The following is a 17,785-nucleotide window of genomic DNA, read 5'->3' on the forward strand; positions in this document are numbered from 1 at the left end:
AAAAAATGTTTCACCAGTCAGTAAAATTGAAAAGGGCATATGAGAGCCCTGCCGCCAACGATGGCACACGCGTGTTGGTGGACCGGCTCTGGCCCCGAGGGGTCAAGAAGACCGAGGCCGCCATCGACTATTGGATGAAGGAACTCGCGCCAAGCACCGAGCTTCGGAAATGGTTCGGACACGATCCAACCCGTTGGGAGGAATTTCGCCGGCGATATGCGGCGGAAATCCATGAGCATCGCGATGAACTCGACCCACTGCGCGACCTGATACGGCAGGGCGCCGTCACACTCGTCTACTCGGCTCATGACGAGGCCCACAACGATGCCGTCGTCCTTAGAGAGATTTTGCTGAGACATCGGTAGAGACGTCACGTCGCTCCTGCACTGCCATTGCCTTCAAAGACATAGGGCGTGCGATCACGACAGCGACAACTCCGGAAACCAAACCAAGGAAAATTCATCCAATCATCGTTGGGCGCGTTCATTTTGGGAGAAAAACAATGAAATTCTTTGTCGATACCGCCGATATATCTGAAATTCGCGAGCTTGCTGCCGCTGGCGTTCTCGATGGGGTGACGACGAACCCGTCCCTTATCGCAAAAACCGGCCGACCGATCAGGGATGTGATCAAGGAGATTTGCCAGACAATCGAGGGCCCGGTTTCAGCGGAAGTCACCGCGATCCACTTCGACGGCATGATCGCCGAGGGAGAGCGTTTGGCCAGCATTGCCGCCAATGTGGCCGTCAAGGTGCCATCCACCTGGGATGGATTCAGGGCTTGCCGGGCGCTCAGTCAGCTCGGACACAAGGTCAATGTCACCCTGCGCTTTTCAGCCAACCAGGCACAGCTCGCCGCCAAGGCAGGCGCTACCTTCATTTCGCCGTTCGTCGGCAGGCTCGATGATCTCGGTCTGGACGGCATGGAAGTGATCCGAGAAATCCGCACGATCTACGACAACGACGAATCCTTCAAGACGCAAATCCTGGCGTCCTCAATTCGCACGCCTCTCCATGTCAAACAGGCGGCAATCGCAGGCGCCGATATCGCGACCGTGCCACCGGCGGTGCTCAGAAATCTCGCGAAACACCCACTCACTGACAGGGGCCTCGAGTCCTTTCTCGCCGACTGGGGTAAGACGGGGCAAGCGATCATTTAATTGCCCGCAGTGGAATTGCAGAGGAAAGCCATCATAAAAATTGCACTCAATTACCGATTAAATTCGTTTGCATGATACCGGCGATGGCGGGAAGCTGCTGCGTGAAAACCCCTCAGCCCAATCCGTGACGTAGTCGGAATATTTGGCGCAAATGGTGCTGAGAATCTGAAGGCCGCTAGCCAGGCAGAAGGTATCCCGAAGTAGCGGGGATTGCCGCTTCGCCGTACGAGCGATTTTGACACCAGATCGCCAAGGGAGAAGAAAATGACTGAAGGCCATACCAAATCAGTCGGACCGGATCTGGCCCAGGGCATCGCGTTGTCCGACCTTCCTGATGGCGGAAAGCTTGTCGGCCGATGTGGCGACGACCAGGTGCTGCTGGTGCGCCGGGGCACCGAGGTGTTCGCGGTCAGTGCGACATGCACACATTACGGCGGGCCGCTCGCTGACGGTCTCGTGGTGGAGGATACTGTCCGGTGTCCCTGGCACCACGCGTGCTTCGATCTGCGAACGGGCGAAGCGTTGCGCGCTCCTGCCTTCAATCCTCTAGCCTGCTGGGCCGTCGAACAGCGGGATGGCCGGATATTCGTCGGCGAGAAACTCAAACGAACAACTCCGAAACCACGCACCGGAGGCTCCGGCCAGGTCCCCAAGAAAATCGTGATTGTCGGCGGCGGCGCGGCTGGTTTCGCAGCCGCCGAAAAACTCCGGCGCGAACACTATCAGGGCAGCATCGTCATGCTCAGCAACGACGAAGCGCCGCCCGTTGATCGTCCCAATCTTTCCAAGGATTACCTCGCCGGCAAGGCGCCGGCGGAGTGGGTTCCGCTGCGTGGGGAAAGCTTCTATTCAAAGAACGACATCGACCTGCGTCTTAACGCGAACGTCACTAGCATCGATGCCCATTCTGGCGAAGTCGTACTCGCAGACGGAGCCCGGACTCCCTACGACAGGCTACTCCTTGCAACCGGAGCCGAACCGGTGCGCCTGACCATACCCGGCGCCGACCAGCCACACGTTCACACTCTGCGCTCCTTCGCAGATTGCATGGCGATCATCGAGCGAGCCACGACTACGCGCCGTGCCATCGTGCTTGGCGCCAGTTTCATTGGCCTGGAAGTTGCCGCAGCCCTGCGCTCGCGCGATATCGAAGTTCACGTCGTGGCGCCGGATAAACGGCCTATGGAACGGGTCCTCGGTCCGCAAATGGCCGACTTCATCCGCGCACTCCATGAGGAGAACGGCGTCGTATTCCATCTTGAGAACACGCCGGCTAGCATCGACGGCAGGAAGGTGAAACTTAGCAGCGGCGGTACTCTGGCGGCGGATTTCGTCGTCGCCGGCGTCGGCGTGCGACCGCGGATCGGGCTTGCCGAAAAGGCTGGGCTCCACATCGATCGCGGTGTCGCCGTGAACGCCTTTCTGGAGACGAGCGCACCCGGAATCTTCGCGGCTGGCGACATTGCGCGATGGCCAGATCCTCACAGTGGCGAGAACATTCGGGTCGAACATTGGGTGGTTGCCGAGAGGCAGGGGCAAACCGCAGCACTCAACATGCTCGGACAGCGTGAGAAATACGCCGCCGTGCCGTTCTTCTGGAGCCAACACTACGACATCCCAATCAATTACGTCGGTCATGCCGAGCGCTGGGACGAGATTGCGGTCGATGGTGACATTGCCGCCAAGGATTGTCTCGTGCGCTTCAAGCACGAAGGGCGCACGCTGGCTGTCGCGTCGATCTTCCGCGACGTCGAAAGTCTGGAGGCGGAGTTGGAAATGGAGCGCCAAATGGCAATCTAATAAGCGCTCTCCGGCACCGCGATCCGGAGAGAGCGCAACCAGAATGGCGGAGCGGTGCGTCGTCGTGACCGAAAGGAGTTCGACTTATGTCCACAGTGCAACAGGAACTTGACACTACCAACGGTTTTCCCGCGGTTGCGCCCGCTCAGCATTATTCAAAGATCGTCGAGTTCGCCAAGGAGGCTCCCAGGGAAGCGTCCGATGAGACGCCGACCTCGGTTGAAATCTTCTCGGACAGCGGCCACTGGTACTGCCGGGTCCGTCGCGGCGATGAAAAGACGCGGCCGATGGGGCCCTATACCAAACAACAGGCTGAGCGGGTCCAGGAAGCTCGGAGAATGTTGATTGCCAAAAGAGGTACCGCTCGGATTATGTTCGAGTAGGGCCAGGGGACTTCACGATCACGCCGGCCGGCGCGCTTCTCACGACAACGATCGTTCGTCACCAGTTTTTCGAAAACTTTGCGAGGCAGACCTCCGGCTTTTGAGGGTTGTCCGCATTGCGAAGCCGCGTTTCGCGGCAGGGCGTCTGTTGACGTTTCCCCTTTGCCGAGCCGGCATCATCTCCAATCCATGGAAGGAAAACCCAATGGGCTACAAGTCAATCGTTCTCAATCTCGACATCGACGGTATGGTCGCTCCTGTTATCAAGCTCGGTGTCGATCTGGCCCAGCGATTCGATGCGCGTCTGGTCGGTCTCTCGGCTGCCGACGTTCCGCCGCCTGTCGTAATGGAAGGAGGGGTGGCCTTCGAAGGCGAGAGCATGATGCACCAGCGGAAGAACATCGAGCGACGAATTGAGGACCTCCGCGCGGAGTTCGAAGTTCTTGCTGGCGCAACGGTTGATACGGAATGGCGGGGGGCTGTGGGCAATCCGACCCGCTTGCTGATCGAGGCGGCCCGCGTGGCCGATCTCATCGTCACGGCGTCGCCCGAGGGCGCGTCTTCTGGCAACGTTCATCGTTCCACCGACCTCGGCAACCTGATCCTTCAAGCAGGACGGCCTGTCTTTGTCGCCTCGACCAACCAGGAAAATTTCCGCATCAACAAGGTTCTTGTCGGATGGAAGGATACGCGTGAAGCCAGGCGTGCGGTTACTGATGCCATGCCCTTTTTGCAAATGGCTCAGGAGGTTCGTGTAATCACGATCGAAGATGACGCGACCGATGAAACCTGGAACAGCCTGAACGATGTCGTCGCCTTCCTTTCGAGCCACGGCGTAAGGGCGAAGGCTGACGTGTTTCAGGAAAGATCTGATGGTGGATCGATCGCTGATGTGGCCGATGCGATGCATGCGGATCTGATCATATCCGGCGCCTACGGCCACAGCAGGTTTAGGGAGTGGATCTTTGGCGGTGCTACGCGCTCGCTGCTTGAAAATGATCGACTGAACCGGGTCATGTCGAATTGATCGTGATACGCAAGTCGTGAATGCGCATTGTCAAAACCTGCAAATTCCGCGCGGCTCGAGCGCTCCGGGTTGACCGCCCATCTATATTGACAAGGCTGTCAGGCAGGCATCGGATGAGCATTCACTCGTTACTCGCCTTCCGTGGCGATCAACATCCAATTGCGCTTTGTTGACGGGGTGTCACAGGCGAACGTCCACGTATCGATGACCTCAACGATCTGCTGGGGATCGCCGGCGACGATCGCATCGTTAGCCGCGCGTGTAACGCTGACCACGTCGGAAACGAAGCGAACGGCAATCTCAGCGGTACCATTCTCCGCAACAGCGTCGACGACCTTTGCTTCGTTCGTGCCGATGAAGGTGAGTTGCAGCATCTCCTCCCGATCCCGGCGCCCGGCAATCGCTCGTTCAAAGATATCGAGCACTTCCGGCCCGACGAGGCGCTTCAACGTTGGGATGTCGCTGTCCGCATACGCGCGCAGAATAGCTTCATAAGCCATCTTGGCGCCGGTCAGAAACGCCGCAAGGTCGAAATTTGGGTCGATCTCTCGGATCGCATCCAAGCGTGTGTCCGCGCAGGATGTGTCGTCGATACTGCCGGTTCGTTGCTCTGTCGGCGCATCGTCCCGCTTGGCCTTGTCGTTGCCTGAGCGGGGTAGAAGTTGGCCCCAACTGCCCAGCAATGCCCAATAGAACGCGATGATCGCCACGAGCAGGATCTGGTGGTTTGGATCTGTGGTCTCGTTCATGTCGTTCTCCCGACAAAATGTCGAAGTGACAGCTGGCGCTGATTTGGAACAGGAGGCGAAGCTAGAGAATGCGCGGCAGCTTCTCCCATTGATGGAAGGGCGGCGGCGACGGCAGCTGCCATTCGAGCGTGGTCGCCCCTTCGCCCCATGGATTGGCGCCAGCTTGACGTTTGCGGGTGAAGGCCTCCGCAACCGTGACAAAGAAGACGACGAGTCCGACCGTTGAAATGTAGGCTCCGATGGACGACACGAAATTCCAGCCAGCGAAAGCGTCGGGATAGTCAGCGTAGCGTCGCGGCATGCCGGCCATACCGAGGAAATGCTGTGGGAAGAAGACGAGATTGACGCCGACGAACATCAGCCAGAAATGCAGCTTGCCCAGCGTCTCGCTGTACATGTAGCCAGTCATCTTCGGGAACCAGTAATAGAAGCCGGCGAAGATGGCGAAGACCGCGCCCAAAGACAGCACGTAGTGGAAGTGGGCGATCACAAAATAAGTGTCGTGATACAAGCGGTCGATACCAGGGCTTGCAACCATGATGCCGGTGACGCCGCCAATAGTGAAGAGCAGGACGAAACCGAGAGCCCAGAGCATCGGTGTCTTGAACTCCATCGATCCTCCCCACATGGTCGCCAGCCACGAAAACACCTTTACTCCGGTTGGAACGGCAATGACCATCGAAGCGAAGGCGAAGTAGCGCTGGGTGTCTACGGACAGGCCGGTCGTATACATATGATGTGCCCAGACAACAAAGCCGATCGCGCCGATTGCCACCATTGCATAGGCCATGCCGAGATAGCCGAAGATCGGCTTCTTCGCGAAGGTCGAGATGACGTGGCTGATGATGCCGAAGCCAGGCAGGATCATGATGTAGACTTCGGGATGGCCGAAGAACCAAAACAGATGCTGATAGAGGATCGGATCACCACCGCCGGATGGTGAAAAGAAGGTCGTCCCGAAATTGCGATCGGTCAAAAGCATGGTGACGGCGCCGGCGAGCACCGGCAGCGACATTAGAAGCATGAACGCGGTGACCAGCATCGACCAGGCGAACAGAGGCATCTTGTGCATCGTCATGCCCGGGGCGCGCATGTTGAAAATGGTGGTGATGAAATTGATCGCGCCGAGGATCGACGAGGCGCCCGACAGGTGGATCGACAGGATGACGAGGTCGACGGCGGGACCGGGTTGGCCGTCGGTCGAATAGGGCGGATAGAGCGTCCAGCCGCCGCCATGGCCGAGCGTGCCGGGTGCTCCTGGAACGAACATCGAGGTGATGAAAAGGATAAACGACATCACCAAAAGCCAGAACGAGATATTGTTCAAGCGCGGAAAAGCCATGTCTGGCGCACCGATCATGATCGGCACCATCCAATTGCCGAAGCCACCAATCAGCGCCGGCATGAGTACGAAAAAGATCATGACCAGTCCGTGGGCGCTGACGACGACGTTGTAGACGCCCGGATCGCCAAATATCTGCAAACCCGGTTCCTGCAACTCCATGCGGATCAACACCGAAAGCGCTGTCCCGAAGACCCCGGCCATGATCGAAAACAACAGGTAAAGCGTCCCGATATCCTTGTGATTGGTGGAGAACAGCCACCGGACGATAAAGCCGGGCTTGTGATCATCCAAGGTCGTGGCTGGATTGGACATGATGTGCTTCCTGCTCTTCATTGCCGGCAGGCAGACGGACTCAACGATGAACGGCATCTGCGATCCGCCATCACCGGAGGCTAGGTCTTGCCCGCGCTCATTCATTCATCCGTGACGACCACATCCATCGGAATATCGTGTGGCTGCGGATAGATGGTCTGGATCCTGCTGCCGGCGTAACCGACACCGACGACGAGTGGACGGTTCGGCGCGGCGGCCAGCGTCCGGTCAAAGAAGCCGCCGCCATAACCCAGGCGATAGTTGGCCTGGTCGAAACCAACAACCGGCGCGATGACAACATCCGGTTGGACCGATGGCCCGTGTGACGGGACAAGGATATTCCAGATGCCGCGTTCCAGCGGGTCTCCCGGTCCCCAGATACGAAACTCCAGCGGCCAGCCTTTTTTGATGACGACCGGCAGCGCGATCCGCCCGCCGCGCTCGATCACCCGTATCGCCCAGTTGCGAAGGTCCGGCTCGCCTCGAAAGGGCCAGTAGCCGCTGACGATGCGGCCGCTCACCCGGCCGACAGCCAGGTCGAGGGCGGAAGCGATGCGTGAAGATCTTGCGGCGCGTTCCTCGGCGTCGACGGCAAGACGCTCGTCGATCAGGCGCTTGCGCTCCGCCCTGCGCCATCGACACACATCCGGCCAGGCTTCCTGCACAACGGAGTCGGTGCCATATCCCGGAACAAGTTCGTGCATGAAGCACGGAGGAGAGGCGTACTCTCGCGTTTCCAAGGAAACATCTTCCTGATCAGACATTGCGCGCTCCGTTGACGGTTGCAGTGGAAACCATCTCGCCCTCATGGACGGTGCGCTGCGTAAAACAGGAAGGCAAACGGAATTAAATGCTGTATTGATGCAAGATTATTGCACTGAACCGGACACTAGTATGGATATCGACCGCGCTCGCACGTTTTTGGAAATCGTTCATTCCGGCAGTTTTCTCAAAGCTGCCAACCGGCTCCACGTCACCCAGACCACGGTAAGCGCGCGGATACGTACGCTGGAGGAAGAGCTCGGACGTCAACTCTTCATCCGCAACCGCAATGGCGCGCAGCTGACGCCGGCGGGCCGGGAGTTCGAGCGGTTCGCCCAGTCATTCGTGCAAATCTGGGAACGGGCACGGCACCAGCTCGCCATCCCATCGGGACGGACAAGCGTCGTTGCCTTGGGCGGAGAGCTCAGCTTATGGAACCCACTGCTTCTCGACTGGCTGGTCTGGATGAAGAAGGCCAGGCCGGAAATCGCCATCCAAGCCCAGGTCGGCGTGCCGGACCAGCTCCTCGAGCAGCTCAGGACCGGCGTTCTGGACATTGCGGTGCTCTATGCGCCGAAGCTTTTACCGGGTTTCAGGGTAGAGCTTCTCGTCGAGGAGCAGCTTGTCCTGGTTCGGACCACGGACAGAGAGGGGGGACCGGTCGGCTCCAAGGACTATGTCTATGTCGATTGGGGGCCGCTGTTTGCGGCCCAGCATGATGCCAGTTCCTCTGCCTTCGGCGAGCCGGGACTGATGGTCGGCCTTGGGCCGCTTGGGCTGAGCTACATCCTGCGCGCCGGCGGAATGGGTTACTTCCGCAGGGGCGCCGCAGCTCCCCATATCGAGGCGGGGCAGCTCGAGATCGTGGAAGGCGCACCGGAATTCACCTATCCGGCCTATGCAGTCTATCCGGAAGCAAGCGAAGCGCGAGTCGACGTGCAGGAGGCGTTACGCGGCCTGAAGCAAGTTGTGAAATGATCGTCCTTCCAAGCGCGAAGCCCCGGTTCGAGTGCCTGGAAGGATGGATCGCTACGGACTGACCGACATGCCTTACCCGTTCCACACCATCGGTCACTCGACCCGGTCGATTGCCGAATTCGTCGCCCTGCTGCGGGTTGGCGAGATCGCACTGGTGGTCGATATAAGGACCATCCGGCGATCGCGGACGAACCCGCAGTTCAATAGCGAGGTACTTCCGGAAAGCCTGGCGGCGTTCAGCATCGGATATGAGCACATTGCCGAACTCGGCGGCCTGCGCGGCAAGGCGCACGACATTCCACCGACGCTCAACGCATTCTGGATCAACCAGAGTTTTCACAACTACGCCGACTACGCGCTGTCGGCGGAGTTTCTTGGCGGCTTGGATCGGCTTGTGGCCCTCGGCAGGCAGCGGCGGTGCGCTGTCATGTGCGCGGAAACGCTCTGGTGGCGCTGTCATAGAAGGATCGTCGCGGACTACCTGATCAGCCGCGGCGAGTCCGTTTTTCATCTGTTGGGCCATGACAAGGTTGAACCGGCGAAACTCACCGACGGCGTGAAGGCACGGGACGACGGAACGCTTGTCTACCCGCCTGCACAGCCTTCGGAATAATCGAACTCTCAGGCGGCCGACGGACCAGGGTCGTCGAACTCGGTATCGAAGGCTGCCGCCACAACCTTGTTTTTCGTTTTGTCCAGCAGCTCATCGGAATGATGGACGACGCGCAGAACCGGTCCGCCCGGTCGCCACGGGCCCGGCGCTGCACCCCCCGCCAGCTTCAATCTCTCGCGCCTTGCGGCTTCGGGCTGATAGACCACTTCATGTACAGTCAGCGTTTCTAGGCCGCCGTCCGTGGTCGGAATGGACATGGACTGACCTTCAGCCAGACCTAGCAGTGCCAGGCCACGCGGATTGGTGATCGGCAAAAGCATGCCAACCAGACCGCGCATCTCGTCATGTGCGACGATGCGGGTTTCGGCAGGGCCGTCGTTCACCCGATAAGCCACGCGGGTGCTGAGTGTCACGACGGTTGCCGGGATGTCTTCCCGAAACATTACAACTGCGCTCGAAATCTTGCGTTGAAGAATAGCCGAGAAGGGATCGTCGCGAGCAGAGTGGCGCTCCTGCATCACTTCAAGAATCGTGTAGTCCTTGGTGGTCAGTTGGTAGCTATCGATAGTGGGCATGGTGCATCTCCAAGCCGGCCCTGTGAAAAAGGGATCCGGCGTCAAGCTTTTTTGATCGGGTGTGGAAAGCTACCCCTGTGTCGGACCAAGATAGGCCGGCGCAGGGGTCACACTCCCTCGATCAGGCTGCCTGCGTGATTGAGGAGACGGATGGAAACGCCCATGTCTAGGCGTCCGCCGCGATCGCCGAAGACGCTGGTGCGCGCCGATCGACTGCATCGCCTTCCGCAGCAGGTTGGCCTACGGCAAGCACCGACAGTTCGTGCCGGCGCCCATCGCGCGCTGTCCACATGATCGACTGTCCAGCCGAGAGGCCGATCAGGGCCGTGCCGATCGGCGTGAGGACCGAAACCTTGCCTTCGGAGATATCCGCGTCGCCCGGAAAAACCAGCGTGACGGTTTTGGCGTCGCCCGTGTCGGGCTTGAACGTCACCGACGAACCCATCTGGACGGTGTCAGCGGAGACAGAACCATCGGCGACGATACGCGCCCGCTCGAGTTCGGCGAGCAGTTCATCGGAAGCCTCCGGATTTCGCACAGCCACAGTGCTCGCAAGCGCCGATAGACGCGCATGATCCGAATGCGAGATGCGGATGTTCGGCTTGCGCCGGGTTTTCGTGTTGTCTTGCATTTGAATACTCGTGCTTCTGCCCGGACCAGCCGCCCACCAAGGGTGCCGGAACTGAGTCAATTCGTGGAAAACTTGCTGAAAACGCCAATGCCCCAGAGGTTCGCGGCCCTGCGGATCATCCCATGTGGGTTAACGCACCGCCCCTCGGCTCAGGGCGTATGGCAACTGAGCCGGGGGCTACATTCCCGCTATGGGACAAACCCGGAAAAGAAAATCGCGATGAATTTTGACTGCGGCGTTCATAAGACCATAGTTGGTGAAGCAATCCGGGAAGTCAAGCCAGCCACCTCGGTGCACCTTTGCGGGCATCAACCCTAAGTTAGTCAGGGCGAGCACCAAGCAGCGTAGTTATCACCAGCTCTCTTCCGGCCCTGTTTATCCCGGTCCCGCTCGGTCTTTCTTCCGCCAATCCGAGGAAGACAAGGCGTTCGGCCAAGGCTTTTGATAGAGATGGGTAAGGCCCGCGGTTCATTCGCTTGAGTGCCGTTTGCTCCTCCTCAGTTAGAGCGTCCCAGATAACCGTCATGACGGCCACCTCCCTTGTTTGCATTGTCCAGCCAATGCGAATTCTGGATTGTCGAGCCACGGGCTGTGGCCATGAATTCATCGAGCCCGAAAACCTTGAGTCTATGGAACGGCGTCTGTTCCGACGATGCCACCCTCATTCTCCAGAACGCCGATCCGCCTGACTTCCGAGCGGTTGAGTTTCAGACGAACGCCGATACCGCCGCCGTTTTCGGCAATGAAAACGGCGCCGGCGTTTTCAAGCGCGGTTTGCAACGTGTCGCAGACATCCTGGTCGGGAAGGCTGATCCGACGCTCGAATTCCTCGATGACCAAAGCATCCACGCCTGAACTGCCGGAGAGCTTGTCACGGGTCCATTCGACCAGCGCGCGAGCGGCACGGCATTGAGCACCAGTGATCATCGTAAAATCTCCTGCTACCGCTTTCGGGGCCGAAATCGCGGCTTGCTGAAAGCCAGGACACTCCGGCGTGCGATGGCTTAACCCAATCAAAAGTGCATATCGAATTCGAAAAGGGAAGGCTGCGTCACGCGCCGCAATCGAAATTCTGATGCAAAATAATTGTGCTAAAGTGGCAATAAACTTCGTTTGTCTTGCAGATAAGGATGAGTGAAGCTCACACGTAGCGAAATTGACAGATTGGGTGCCAGCCAGCAGGTCTCAACGCCAGGGGGAGTTCTTGGCGATATCGCGCGAAGGGCACCTTGGGCTCGGCAATGATGATAATGGACAGGCTTGAACACGATTTCGGCAGAATACTTTCCGGCAGGGTTCAGCATCATGTGGTCGGGCGAATGGTATCTGCCAGCCGCCTCGACGTAGATGACCGCGGTCCAATCACTCCTTCGGATGACAATGCCCTCAAGACACGGCTGCGCGAGGAACTGCTCCTGCAAGCACAGACCCGGCTGCCGATCACCTATGCAAGACTCGCCGAGAGCATGGTTGGTTCCGACGCAACAGGCGTGATCCGTGATGCACTCGAACAACTGATGGACGACGATGCGGCCGAAGGCCTGCCGTTGCTTGCGGCTGTTGCCGTGAAGGCACTCGAACCTGGTTTACCCGCTCCCTGGTTCTTCTGGAAAGCCGAGGACATGGGACTGTTCGCTGGCGATCCGGCCGATCTGGAAGCCTATGCTTTCCATGCAAGGGAGTTCTATCGCGCGATCAGCCTCAATGCTGGTCTGTCACACAACGGGCAAGGCTCTAGAAGGACCCTGCCGCCGGTTCCGCCGCCTGCAGACAGGTGAAGGAGAACGAAATGCTGATCGCCAAGGACGTGATGACGTCACCGGTCATCGCGGTAGGGCCTGACAGTACAGTGGATGAGGTCGCCGATATTCTCCTGCCTCACGGGATCAGCGCCCTGCCGGTGATTGATCGAGGTGCGCTGCTGGGTATTGTCAGTGAAGGAGACTTGATCCGCCGGGTGGAGATCGGTACGGCGCCGCAGGGTCGTTCCTGGTGGCTTCGGTTTTTCGCCAACAACGCCGATCTTGCGGAAGGCTACGTTAAGTCTCATTCCGCGCATGTGACCGACGTCATGACAATGCAAGTTGCGACGGTGGTCGAGAGTACGCCAGTCGTCGAGATCGCAACCCTGCTTGAACACAATCGGATCAAGCGTGTTCCCGTGCTGCGCGACAGACAGGTCGTGGGGATCGTCAGTCGCGCCAATCTGGTGCGAGCCCTAGTCGTCGCCAGGAAAGGTTGGCGCGCTCCGGTCTCGCATGACGACAGCAGTATCAGACTGGAGATTCTAGACGCCTTGCGATCCGAATCATGGCGCCCTCGACCGGAAGTCCGGACGTGACCGTGACCAACGGCGTGGTCACCTTCTGGGGAGCTTACCTTTCGGAGCAGGAGCGGAAAGCTTCGCTCATTCTGGCTGAAAACATCGCTGGCGTGCGGGCTATCGATGATCACCGCATTCCGCTCGATATGACCTACGGCGTGTCTGAAGAGTCGGATTAGCGCTATGCCCTTGACGCAGACAGCCCCGATTTCCGAAGGGAAGATTCGATTACTCGTCGACTCCTTCTACGGCAGGATCCGCGCCGACGCAGAACTCGGGCCGATTTTCGAGCGCGTCGTTGCTGGCGATTGGGAAACGCAACTGGCGAAGATGTACGATTTCTGGTCCTCGGTCATGCAGACCACCGGGTACTACAACGGAACTCTCGTCGCGGTCCTCAAGCACATGGGTGGGTTGGAGATCGGTCTGTTCGACCGGTGCCTCGCCTTGTTTGGCGACAGTTGTGACGAATTGCTGGACAGCGAGATTGCGGGACTCTGTTGGCTGAAGGCCGCCCACTTTGCCGAAAGTCTGAAGCTGTTCTTGTTCTATCGCCCTGATCGGCCATGGCTGAGAAACGGCGCATGACGTTCGTGGTCACTGACAATTGCATCAGATGCAAATACATGGACTGCGTGGAGGTCTGTCCTGTGGACTGTTTCTACGAAGGCGAGAACATGCTCGTCATCCATCCCGATGAATGCATCGACTGCGGCGTCTGCGAGCCCGAATGCCCGGCGAAGGCCATTTTTCCCGATACCGCGCCTGGTCTCGACGGGTGGCTCGCGCTGAATGCTGAGTACGCGTCTGTGTGGCCTAATATTGCGATCAAGCGTGATCCACCCGTCGACGCCAAGGCGTTCGACGGCGAAGCGAACAAGCTCGCGAAATATTTCTCGCCGGAACCCGGGCTGGGCGACTGATCAAATGAACGCATATGCGCATCAGCCGTCGCCTCTGTATCTGGGCATCGACACAGGCGGCACGTACACCGATGCCGTACTGTGGTCGGAATCAACAGGCATCGTGGCCAAGGCCAAATCGCTGACCACGCGGCACGATCTTGCCGAGGGCATCGCTAGCGCGGTCGACGCTGTTTTATCCGAGGCCGCCATCGAACCTAGCGCGATCAAGCTCGTCTCGATGTCGACCACGCTCGCAACCAACGCGCTCGTCGAGGGGCAGGGCGGACGGGTCGCGCTGGTGATGATCGGCTTCGCTGAAGCCGATCTTGCCCGGAACGGATTGTCAAAAGCCCTCGGCTCCGATTCCGTGATTTTTTGCTCGGGCGGACATGACGTCCACGGCGATCCGCGTCAACTCGTGCTGGACGCTCTCGTGGCTGCGCTGCCGTCTCTCGCCGACACGGTTTCAGGCGTCGCCGTGGCCTCTTATTTTGCGGTTCGCAATCCCGAACATGAGATCACGGTGCGTGACATCATCCGCGAGCGTACCGGGCTCCCAGTGACCTGTTCACACGAACTGTCGTCGAAACTCGGCGGCCCGCGTCGGGCGCTAACCACGCTTCTCAACGCCCGGCTGATCTCGATGATCGATCGCCTTGTCGACGCCACCGAGGGCTTTCTGGCAAGACGCGGGATCGTCGCTCCGCTCATGGTCGTGCGCGGCGACGGCGCGCTCATTACCGCTGAATTCGCTCGCTCCCGGCCAATCGAGACCATCCTGTCAGGACCAGCGGCAAGCCTGGTGGGAGCGCGGTACATGACCGGCCTCGATGACGCCGTGGTGTCCGACATCGGCGGCACCACCACCGACATCGCCGTTCTCGACGGCGGCCGCCTGCGGCTCGATCCGGAAGGCGCCACCGTCGGCGGAATGCGAACCATGGTGGAAGCCGTCGCCATGCGCACCTTTGGCCTCGGTGGAGATTCGGAAGTCTCGCTTCATGAGCGGTCGCTGACTTCGACGATCGTGCTCGGGCCCCGTCGGCTGGTGCCGCTGGCGCTGGCCGCGGTGAAGCACGACGATGCCATATACAAAGGCCTCAAGCGGCAATTGCTCAGCCCTAACACCAGCCGGTTGGACGGCCGTTTCGCGTTGCGAACAGGTGTGCCCGAGCGTCTGGCTGCAGGCCTGACGGTTACCGAGGCAAGGCTCTATGCGGGCATTTCGGCAATTCCCGCCGCGCTCGATCGTCTCCTCGTATCGACCTCGCAAATCGCGACGCTCAATCGCCTGGTCGCGCGTGGTCTGGTGCATATCGCCGGCTTCACGCCATCCGATGCGGCACATGTGCTCGGCCGACAAGGGAATTGGGATACTGTCGCGGCTCGACTGGGCGCCGAATTGTTCGCACGCAAACGCGACGGCCAGGGGCATGGTGTCGCCAAAGGCGCAGAAGCTTTTTCCGAAATGGTTCTCACCGCGGTCACCCGGCGTTCGGCCGAAGCCATTCTTGAAACAGTCTTTGCCGAGGATGGGCTGGATGGCGGCGTCTCCGTTGCCAATCCGCTGGTTCAGCGGGCGGTTGGCCGGCGAGGCGGCATGGCACGGCTGTCGATCGCACTCGACCGAACGGTGATCGGTCTCGGGGCCTCTGCAGTGCTCCATTATGCCGGTCTGCCGCAGTTGATCGGCAATGACTGCAACATCGCCGAACACGCCGACGTCGCAAATGCGTTGGGCGCCGTCGTTGGGCAGGTGCGGATGTCGGCGGAGGCACGCGTCAGCCAGCCGGAGATCGGGCTTTTCCGTCTGAATTCAGGCGAGCGGCTGGACGACTACGATACCGAAGATGAAGCAATGATCGCCGCCGAAGCCCACATTCGCGTCTTGGCGGCAGGTCTTGCCGAGCGCGCCGGGACCGATCAGGCGCGGATCGAAATCGCACGGGACATAAGGGTTGCAACAATTGAAGGCGAACGCAGTTTCGTCGAAGCCATCGTTGTCGCGACCGCCACCGGACGGCCGCGGATCGCGTCGTGACGCAGTTACGGGGCCTGGATCTATGACAACTCGTCGCCTAAGCCTCGGGCCAAAATTGGAAAAACTGAGGGCCCGTTGGGGCCGGTTCACACACGACAGAACGACAGCCGTCCACGACGGACGAGCAGTTCGGATTGGTTCTTGTAAGTAGCTGCTTTCATGAAAATTCATCCGAAGCGTGCCCGAGTATGATCTGGAATTCCCGCGGGGTATCAAGCGGACGAGCGACAGCTGGGGTCGCTTAGTGGGGTGTGAATGGAGTGACACCTGTGATCTTCCACGCTTGGGCATGATTGCATTTGGTCAGTATCCTGAAGTCCCGGCCAATCACGGATCCCGAACCTTCCGTTCCGCGCCGGCGACAGTCGGCGCTCTAAAGAAAAACGGCGTATAAGCCGCAATCCTGCGCGCGTCCGCAACAGCGGACGAGTGTCGCGCGTAGGACGGAGGAAATTCGCCCCCGCCGCGGGCGGTGAACGGGACAGCCGTAGGAGCGTCAGCATAGCGCCGGCCGCAGGACTGGACGTGGGACCGACTGTCCCCGTCCGCGGTGGTCCGAATGCTGCATCAGGGATGGAAGCCACGGACGAGACAGCGCGGGCTCGGTTCTACGACAGCCCGGCCGATGATCGGCGGCGATGCTCGCTGGTTGCGACCCTTCGCGCATCTTCGGCATGGCTCCCGCATCGGCGAGCATGTAGGCAATTTAGCTAAACTCGTCCACGCGTCCCAAACTGAGCCGCTAGGCACCTAGTCCTCACAACGGAGCGGTCGGTGATTTGGAAAGACGAATGATCGTAGCCGCTAAGCGCTTCCGTCCGTTTCACTCTCTTCATCGATCACACGCACTGGCAGATACGCGTTGGTTTCCAACCACTCGCGCAGTACGATCCGAATGAGGTCCGACTTGCCAATTTCCATCTCAGCTGCGATCGAGTTGAGCGCATCCTCAGTCGCCGGTTCCAGCGGCACGCCGGTGATGTTTCGGAGCATTAGTGCAGCGCGACGCAGAATGATTTGCAGATCCGCGCGCGACATGTCCGCGATACGATCTGCGCCGCTTTCAAGTTCTTCCGCAACCGACAGGCGCGTCATTTCAACGACTCAATTGATCCCATCAGCATTTCCGAACTTGAATGCTCATCAGTGATTTTCATTCTTCGTCACGCGAGCCCAATGCAAGTCGATCTGGCGCACGACATGCCGTATTCTTTTGATCCCAAGCTTCAAGGTGTTCGACGGGATAGAGGACGGCTTTGCCAATCTTCATGAAGGTCGGTCCGACCTTCATCGCTCGCCAGTATCGCAGTGTTCCAACCGAGACACCGCCGCGATAACGGTCAGAGACTTCCTCGGCAGTTAGGTATTTCCTCGTATCTATTGAGTTCTCCATATAGTCAGCTATCGCTACTGTGCACGTCTGAGAGGGTAACGCTCTGCGGGCGATCCGCCTGGCAGTGCGATTCAATCCTGCACGACAATGCTCCCGAATTCTCAATCACGCGGCCACACGGAAATGAATGGGATCAGTTGCGCGAAGATGGAAGGGGTCGAACATAGTGCGTAGTGCTGGAGGATATCGCTGGATAGAAATCGGATGGTCCGCCAACCAAGATAGCATGCCTTGACCGGGGCTCGGACTAGCCGATCCAGTCTAACAAAGCTTAACTGCGCCCATTGATGGATTGGACATACAAATAAACAAAATCAACTAGTTATCAGGGTTCGTGTGCAAGAACTGCACACGAAAGTTCTTCTTCTCTTCCATTTTCGTTCTCCCGAAAGAGCCACCGACAACCCCTTTTTATACACCGTTGTGCCGTCGGCATTGACCTCTCCCGCGCGGATGTTCGCTGGTATATCTGATCAGCCGCCATGGGTTCGGTTGCGTCGCGTATGCCAGCGATCATCGTGTGGAAATATCGCACCAATGCCGCTCCGCGAGATGCTCGAAGGTCATGCAGTGGTCGATGTGCAGTCGGCTACTATAGTCGGCAAATCGGCGTTGAGTCAGGCCAGTTCTGGGAGCAATCATGTTGAAGTTGGCGCGACCCTGGAACGCAGTCCGCATCAGGCCGGTCGATGTCGCGCGAATGTCATCGCACCAGGAACCAAAGGGGCTTAAGACTCCCGATGGACATCTGAAAGTCTTTGTCTTATGTATTGTAGCACTTGCTACTGT

20 protein-coding genes and 1 pseudogene are annotated in these 17,785 nt (G+C 59.1%); 13 read left to right on the forward strand and 8 right to left on the reverse strand.

Translation table 11 applies throughout. The annotated features are described in order from the left end of the window. The first annotated feature begins 5 nt into the window (after nucleotides 1-5). From NKJ17_RS18785 to NKJ17_RS18805, 5 genes are all read left to right on the forward strand, one after another. The gene (locus NKJ17_RS18785) at nucleotides 6-365 is read left to right on the forward strand and encodes a DUF488 domain-containing protein (RefSeq protein WP_352689646.1); all 360 of its coding nucleotides are present in this window, start codon (nucleotides 6-8) and stop codon (nucleotides 363-365) included. Between the two features lie 137 nt (nucleotides 366-502). After that, nucleotides 503-1,159: a fructose-6-phosphate aldolase gene (gene fsa, locus NKJ17_RS18790; RefSeq protein WP_352689647.1), complete on the forward strand. Its 657-nt coding sequence runs from the start codon at nucleotides 503-505 to the stop codon at nucleotides 1,157-1,159. Between the two features lie 264 nt (nucleotides 1,160-1,423). Next, nucleotides 1,424-2,959: an FAD-dependent oxidoreductase gene (locus NKJ17_RS18795; protein ID WP_352689648.1), complete on the forward strand. Its 1,536-nt coding sequence runs from the start codon at nucleotides 1,424-1,426 to the stop codon at nucleotides 2,957-2,959. A gap of 86 nt (nucleotides 2,960-3,045) precedes the next feature. Continuing rightward, the gene (locus NKJ17_RS18800; protein WP_352689649.1) at nucleotides 3,046-3,342 is read left to right on the forward strand and encodes a hypothetical protein; all 297 of its coding nucleotides are present in this window, start codon (nucleotides 3,046-3,048) and stop codon (nucleotides 3,340-3,342) included. Between the two features lie 205 nt (nucleotides 3,343-3,547). After that, a complete protein-coding gene (locus NKJ17_RS18805; RefSeq protein ID WP_352689650.1) occupies nucleotides 3,548-4,369 on the forward strand; it encodes a universal stress protein in 822 nt (273 codons plus the stop codon). A gap of 128 nt (nucleotides 4,370-4,497) precedes the next feature. Here the strand turns inward: NKJ17_RS18805 and NKJ17_RS18810 are convergent, their stop codons facing one another. The 3 genes and pseudogenes from NKJ17_RS18810 to NKJ17_RS18820 all read right to left on the reverse strand — a co-directional run bounded on the left by NKJ17_RS18810 (nucleotide 4,498) and on the right by NKJ17_RS18820 (nucleotide 7,539). After that, on the reverse strand, nucleotides 4,498-5,118 hold the full coding sequence (locus NKJ17_RS18810) for a Tim44/TimA family putative adaptor protein (protein ID WP_352689651.1): 621 nt from the start codon (nucleotides 5,116-5,118) through the stop codon (nucleotides 4,498-4,500). Between the two features lie 61 nt (nucleotides 5,119-5,179). Beyond that, nucleotides 5,180-6,745: pseudogene (ctaD, locus tag NKJ17_RS18815) on the reverse strand (cytochrome c oxidase subunit I); the annotation flags it as partial. A 131-nt stretch (nucleotides 6,746-6,876) separates the two neighbouring features. After that, nucleotides 6,877-7,539: a 5-formyltetrahydrofolate cyclo-ligase gene (locus NKJ17_RS18820; protein WP_352689653.1), complete on the reverse strand. Its 663-nt coding sequence runs from the start codon at nucleotides 7,537-7,539 to the stop codon at nucleotides 6,877-6,879. A gap of 130 nt (nucleotides 7,540-7,669) precedes the next feature. Between NKJ17_RS18820 and NKJ17_RS18825 the strand changes: the two genes are divergently transcribed. Continuing rightward, nucleotides 7,670-8,515, forward strand: coding sequence for a LysR family transcriptional regulator (locus NKJ17_RS18825; RefSeq protein WP_352689654.1), 846 nt, complete (start codon nucleotides 7,670-7,672; stop codon nucleotides 8,513-8,515). 67 nt (nucleotides 8,516-8,582) lie between these two features. Beyond that, the gene (locus NKJ17_RS18830; protein ID WP_352689731.1) at nucleotides 8,583-9,128 is read left to right on the forward strand and encodes a DUF488 domain-containing protein; all 546 of its coding nucleotides are present in this window, start codon (nucleotides 8,583-8,585) and stop codon (nucleotides 9,126-9,128) included. Between the two features lie 8 nt (nucleotides 9,129-9,136). Here NKJ17_RS18830 and NKJ17_RS18835 read toward each other — a convergent pair whose 3' ends face one another. The 3 genes from NKJ17_RS18835 to NKJ17_RS18845 all read right to left on the reverse strand — a co-directional run bounded on the left by NKJ17_RS18835 (nucleotide 9,137) and on the right by NKJ17_RS18845 (nucleotide 11,261). Continuing rightward, nucleotides 9,137-9,703, reverse strand: coding sequence for a GreA/GreB family elongation factor (locus NKJ17_RS18835; RefSeq protein WP_352689655.1), 567 nt, complete (start codon nucleotides 9,701-9,703; stop codon nucleotides 9,137-9,139). 166 nt (nucleotides 9,704-9,869) lie between these two features. After that, on the reverse strand, nucleotides 9,870-10,334 hold the full coding sequence (gene rnk / locus NKJ17_RS18840) for a nucleoside diphosphate kinase regulator (protein WP_352689656.1): 465 nt from the start codon (nucleotides 10,332-10,334) through the stop codon (nucleotides 9,870-9,872). 627 nt (nucleotides 10,335-10,961) lie between these two features. Further along, a complete protein-coding gene (locus tag NKJ17_RS18845; protein ID WP_352642816.1) occupies nucleotides 10,962-11,261 on the reverse strand; it encodes an XRE family transcriptional regulator in 300 nt (99 codons plus the stop codon). A gap of 323 nt (nucleotides 11,262-11,584) precedes the next feature. Between NKJ17_RS18845 and NKJ17_RS18850 the strand changes: the two genes are divergently transcribed. Genes NKJ17_RS18850 through NKJ17_RS18875 form a run of 6 tightly spaced genes read left to right on the forward strand, consistent with a single transcriptional unit; the run spans nucleotide 11,585 to nucleotide 15,603 of the window. Continuing rightward, nucleotides 11,585-12,112, forward strand: a complete 528-nt coding sequence (locus tag NKJ17_RS18850) for a hypothetical protein (protein WP_352689657.1) — start codon at nucleotides 11,585-11,587, stop codon at nucleotides 12,110-12,112. 11 nt (nucleotides 12,113-12,123) lie between these two features. After that, entirely contained in the window at nucleotides 12,124-12,675 is a 552-nt protein-coding gene (locus NKJ17_RS18855) for a CBS domain-containing protein (protein ID WP_352689658.1), read from the forward strand. Continuing rightward, nucleotides 12,672-12,836 carry a BON domain-containing protein gene (locus tag NKJ17_RS18860; RefSeq protein WP_352689659.1) on the forward strand — a complete coding sequence of 55 codons (165 nt, stop codon included), beginning with the start codon at nucleotides 12,672-12,674 and terminating at the stop codon, nucleotides 12,834-12,836. Before NKJ17_RS18855 ends, NKJ17_RS18860 begins: the two co-directional genes overlap by 4 nt. A gap of 4 nt (nucleotides 12,837-12,840) precedes the next feature. After that, entirely contained in the window at nucleotides 12,841-13,245 is a 405-nt protein-coding gene (locus NKJ17_RS18865; protein WP_352689660.1) for a group III truncated hemoglobin, read from the forward strand. Then, the gene (gene fdxA, locus NKJ17_RS18870; protein WP_352689661.1) at nucleotides 13,242-13,580 is read left to right on the forward strand and encodes a ferredoxin FdxA; all 339 of its coding nucleotides are present in this window, start codon (nucleotides 13,242-13,244) and stop codon (nucleotides 13,578-13,580) included. The genes NKJ17_RS18865 and fdxA overlap by 4 nt, the downstream gene beginning before the upstream one ends. Nucleotides 13,581-13,584: 4 nt before the next feature. Then, the gene (locus NKJ17_RS18875; protein WP_352689662.1) at nucleotides 13,585-15,603 is read left to right on the forward strand and encodes a hydantoinase/oxoprolinase N-terminal domain-containing protein; all 2,019 of its coding nucleotides are present in this window, start codon (nucleotides 13,585-13,587) and stop codon (nucleotides 15,601-15,603) included. Nucleotides 15,604-16,407: 804 nt separating this feature from the next. Here the strand turns inward: NKJ17_RS18875 and NKJ17_RS18880 are convergent. Together NKJ17_RS18880 and NKJ17_RS18885 are read right to left on the reverse strand one after the other, a co-directional pair. Beyond that, entirely contained in the window at nucleotides 16,408-16,698 is a 291-nt protein-coding gene (locus NKJ17_RS18880) for a hypothetical protein (RefSeq protein WP_352689663.1), read from the reverse strand. Between the two features lie 58 nt (nucleotides 16,699-16,756). After that, the gene (locus NKJ17_RS18885; protein WP_352689732.1) at nucleotides 16,757-16,984 is read right to left on the reverse strand and encodes a helix-turn-helix domain-containing protein; all 228 of its coding nucleotides are present in this window, start codon (nucleotides 16,982-16,984) and stop codon (nucleotides 16,757-16,759) included. Between the last annotated feature and the right edge of the window lie 801 nt (nucleotides 16,985-17,785).

Origin of the sequence: Mesorhizobium sp. M0208, from assembly GCF_040322015.1 — a bacterium.
In the GTDB taxonomy this organism is placed as follows: Bacteria; Pseudomonadota; Alphaproteobacteria; order Rhizobiales; family Rhizobiaceae; genus Mesorhizobium.

What these genes read in the sequence shown, in the direction of transcription:
- NKJ17_RS18785 (WP_352689646.1), top strand. Translation starts at nt 6, where the DNA reads ATGTTTCACCAGTCAGTAAAATTGAAAAGGGCATATGAGAGCCCTGCC.
- NKJ17_RS18835 (WP_352689655.1), bottom strand. Translation starts at nt 9,703, where the DNA reads ATGCCCACTATCGATAGCTACCAACTGACCACCAAGGACTACACGATT.
- NKJ17_RS18810 (WP_352689651.1), bottom strand. Translation starts at nt 5,118, where the DNA reads ATGAACGAGACCACAGATCCAAACCACCAGATCCTGCTCGTGGCGATC.
- NKJ17_RS18820 (WP_352689653.1), bottom strand. Translation starts at nt 7,539, where the DNA reads ATGTCTGATCAGGAAGATGTTTCCTTGGAAACGCGAGAGTACGCCTCT.
- fdxA (WP_352689661.1), top strand. Translation starts at nt 13,242, where the DNA reads ATGACGTTCGTGGTCACTGACAATTGCATCAGATGCAAATACATGGAC.
- NKJ17_RS18830 (WP_352689731.1), top strand. Translation starts at nt 8,583, where the DNA reads ATGCCTTACCCGTTCCACACCATCGGTCACTCGACCCGGTCGATTGCC.
- NKJ17_RS18880 (WP_352689663.1), bottom strand. Translation starts at nt 16,698, where the DNA reads ATGACGCGCCTGTCGGTTGCGGAAGAACTTGAAAGCGGCGCAGATCGT.
- NKJ17_RS18845 (WP_352642816.1), bottom strand. Translation starts at nt 11,261, where the DNA reads ATGATCACTGGTGCTCAATGCCGTGCCGCTCGCGCGCTGGTCGAATGG.
- NKJ17_RS18850 (WP_352689657.1), top strand. Translation starts at nt 11,585, where the DNA reads ATGGACAGGCTTGAACACGATTTCGGCAGAATACTTTCCGGCAGGGTT.
- NKJ17_RS18855 (WP_352689658.1), top strand. Translation starts at nt 12,124, where the DNA reads ATGCTGATCGCCAAGGACGTGATGACGTCACCGGTCATCGCGGTAGGG.
- fsa (WP_352689647.1), top strand. Translation starts at nt 503, where the DNA reads ATGAAATTCTTTGTCGATACCGCCGATATATCTGAAATTCGCGAGCTT.
- NKJ17_RS18800 (WP_352689649.1), top strand. Translation starts at nt 3,046, where the DNA reads ATGTCCACAGTGCAACAGGAACTTGACACTACCAACGGTTTTCCCGCG.
- NKJ17_RS18805 (WP_352689650.1), top strand. Translation starts at nt 3,548, where the DNA reads ATGGGCTACAAGTCAATCGTTCTCAATCTCGACATCGACGGTATGGTC.
- NKJ17_RS18865 (WP_352689660.1), top strand. Translation starts at nt 12,841, where the DNA reads ATGCCCTTGACGCAGACAGCCCCGATTTCCGAAGGGAAGATTCGATTA.
- NKJ17_RS18795 (WP_352689648.1), top strand. Translation starts at nt 1,424, where the DNA reads ATGACTGAAGGCCATACCAAATCAGTCGGACCGGATCTGGCCCAGGGC.
- NKJ17_RS18875 (WP_352689662.1), top strand. Translation starts at nt 13,585, where the DNA reads ATGAACGCATATGCGCATCAGCCGTCGCCTCTGTATCTGGGCATCGAC.
- rnk (WP_352689656.1), bottom strand. Translation starts at nt 10,334, where the DNA reads ATGCAAGACAACACGAAAACCCGGCGCAAGCCGAACATCCGCATCTCG.
- NKJ17_RS18825 (WP_352689654.1), top strand. Translation starts at nt 7,670, where the DNA reads ATGGATATCGACCGCGCTCGCACGTTTTTGGAAATCGTTCATTCCGGC.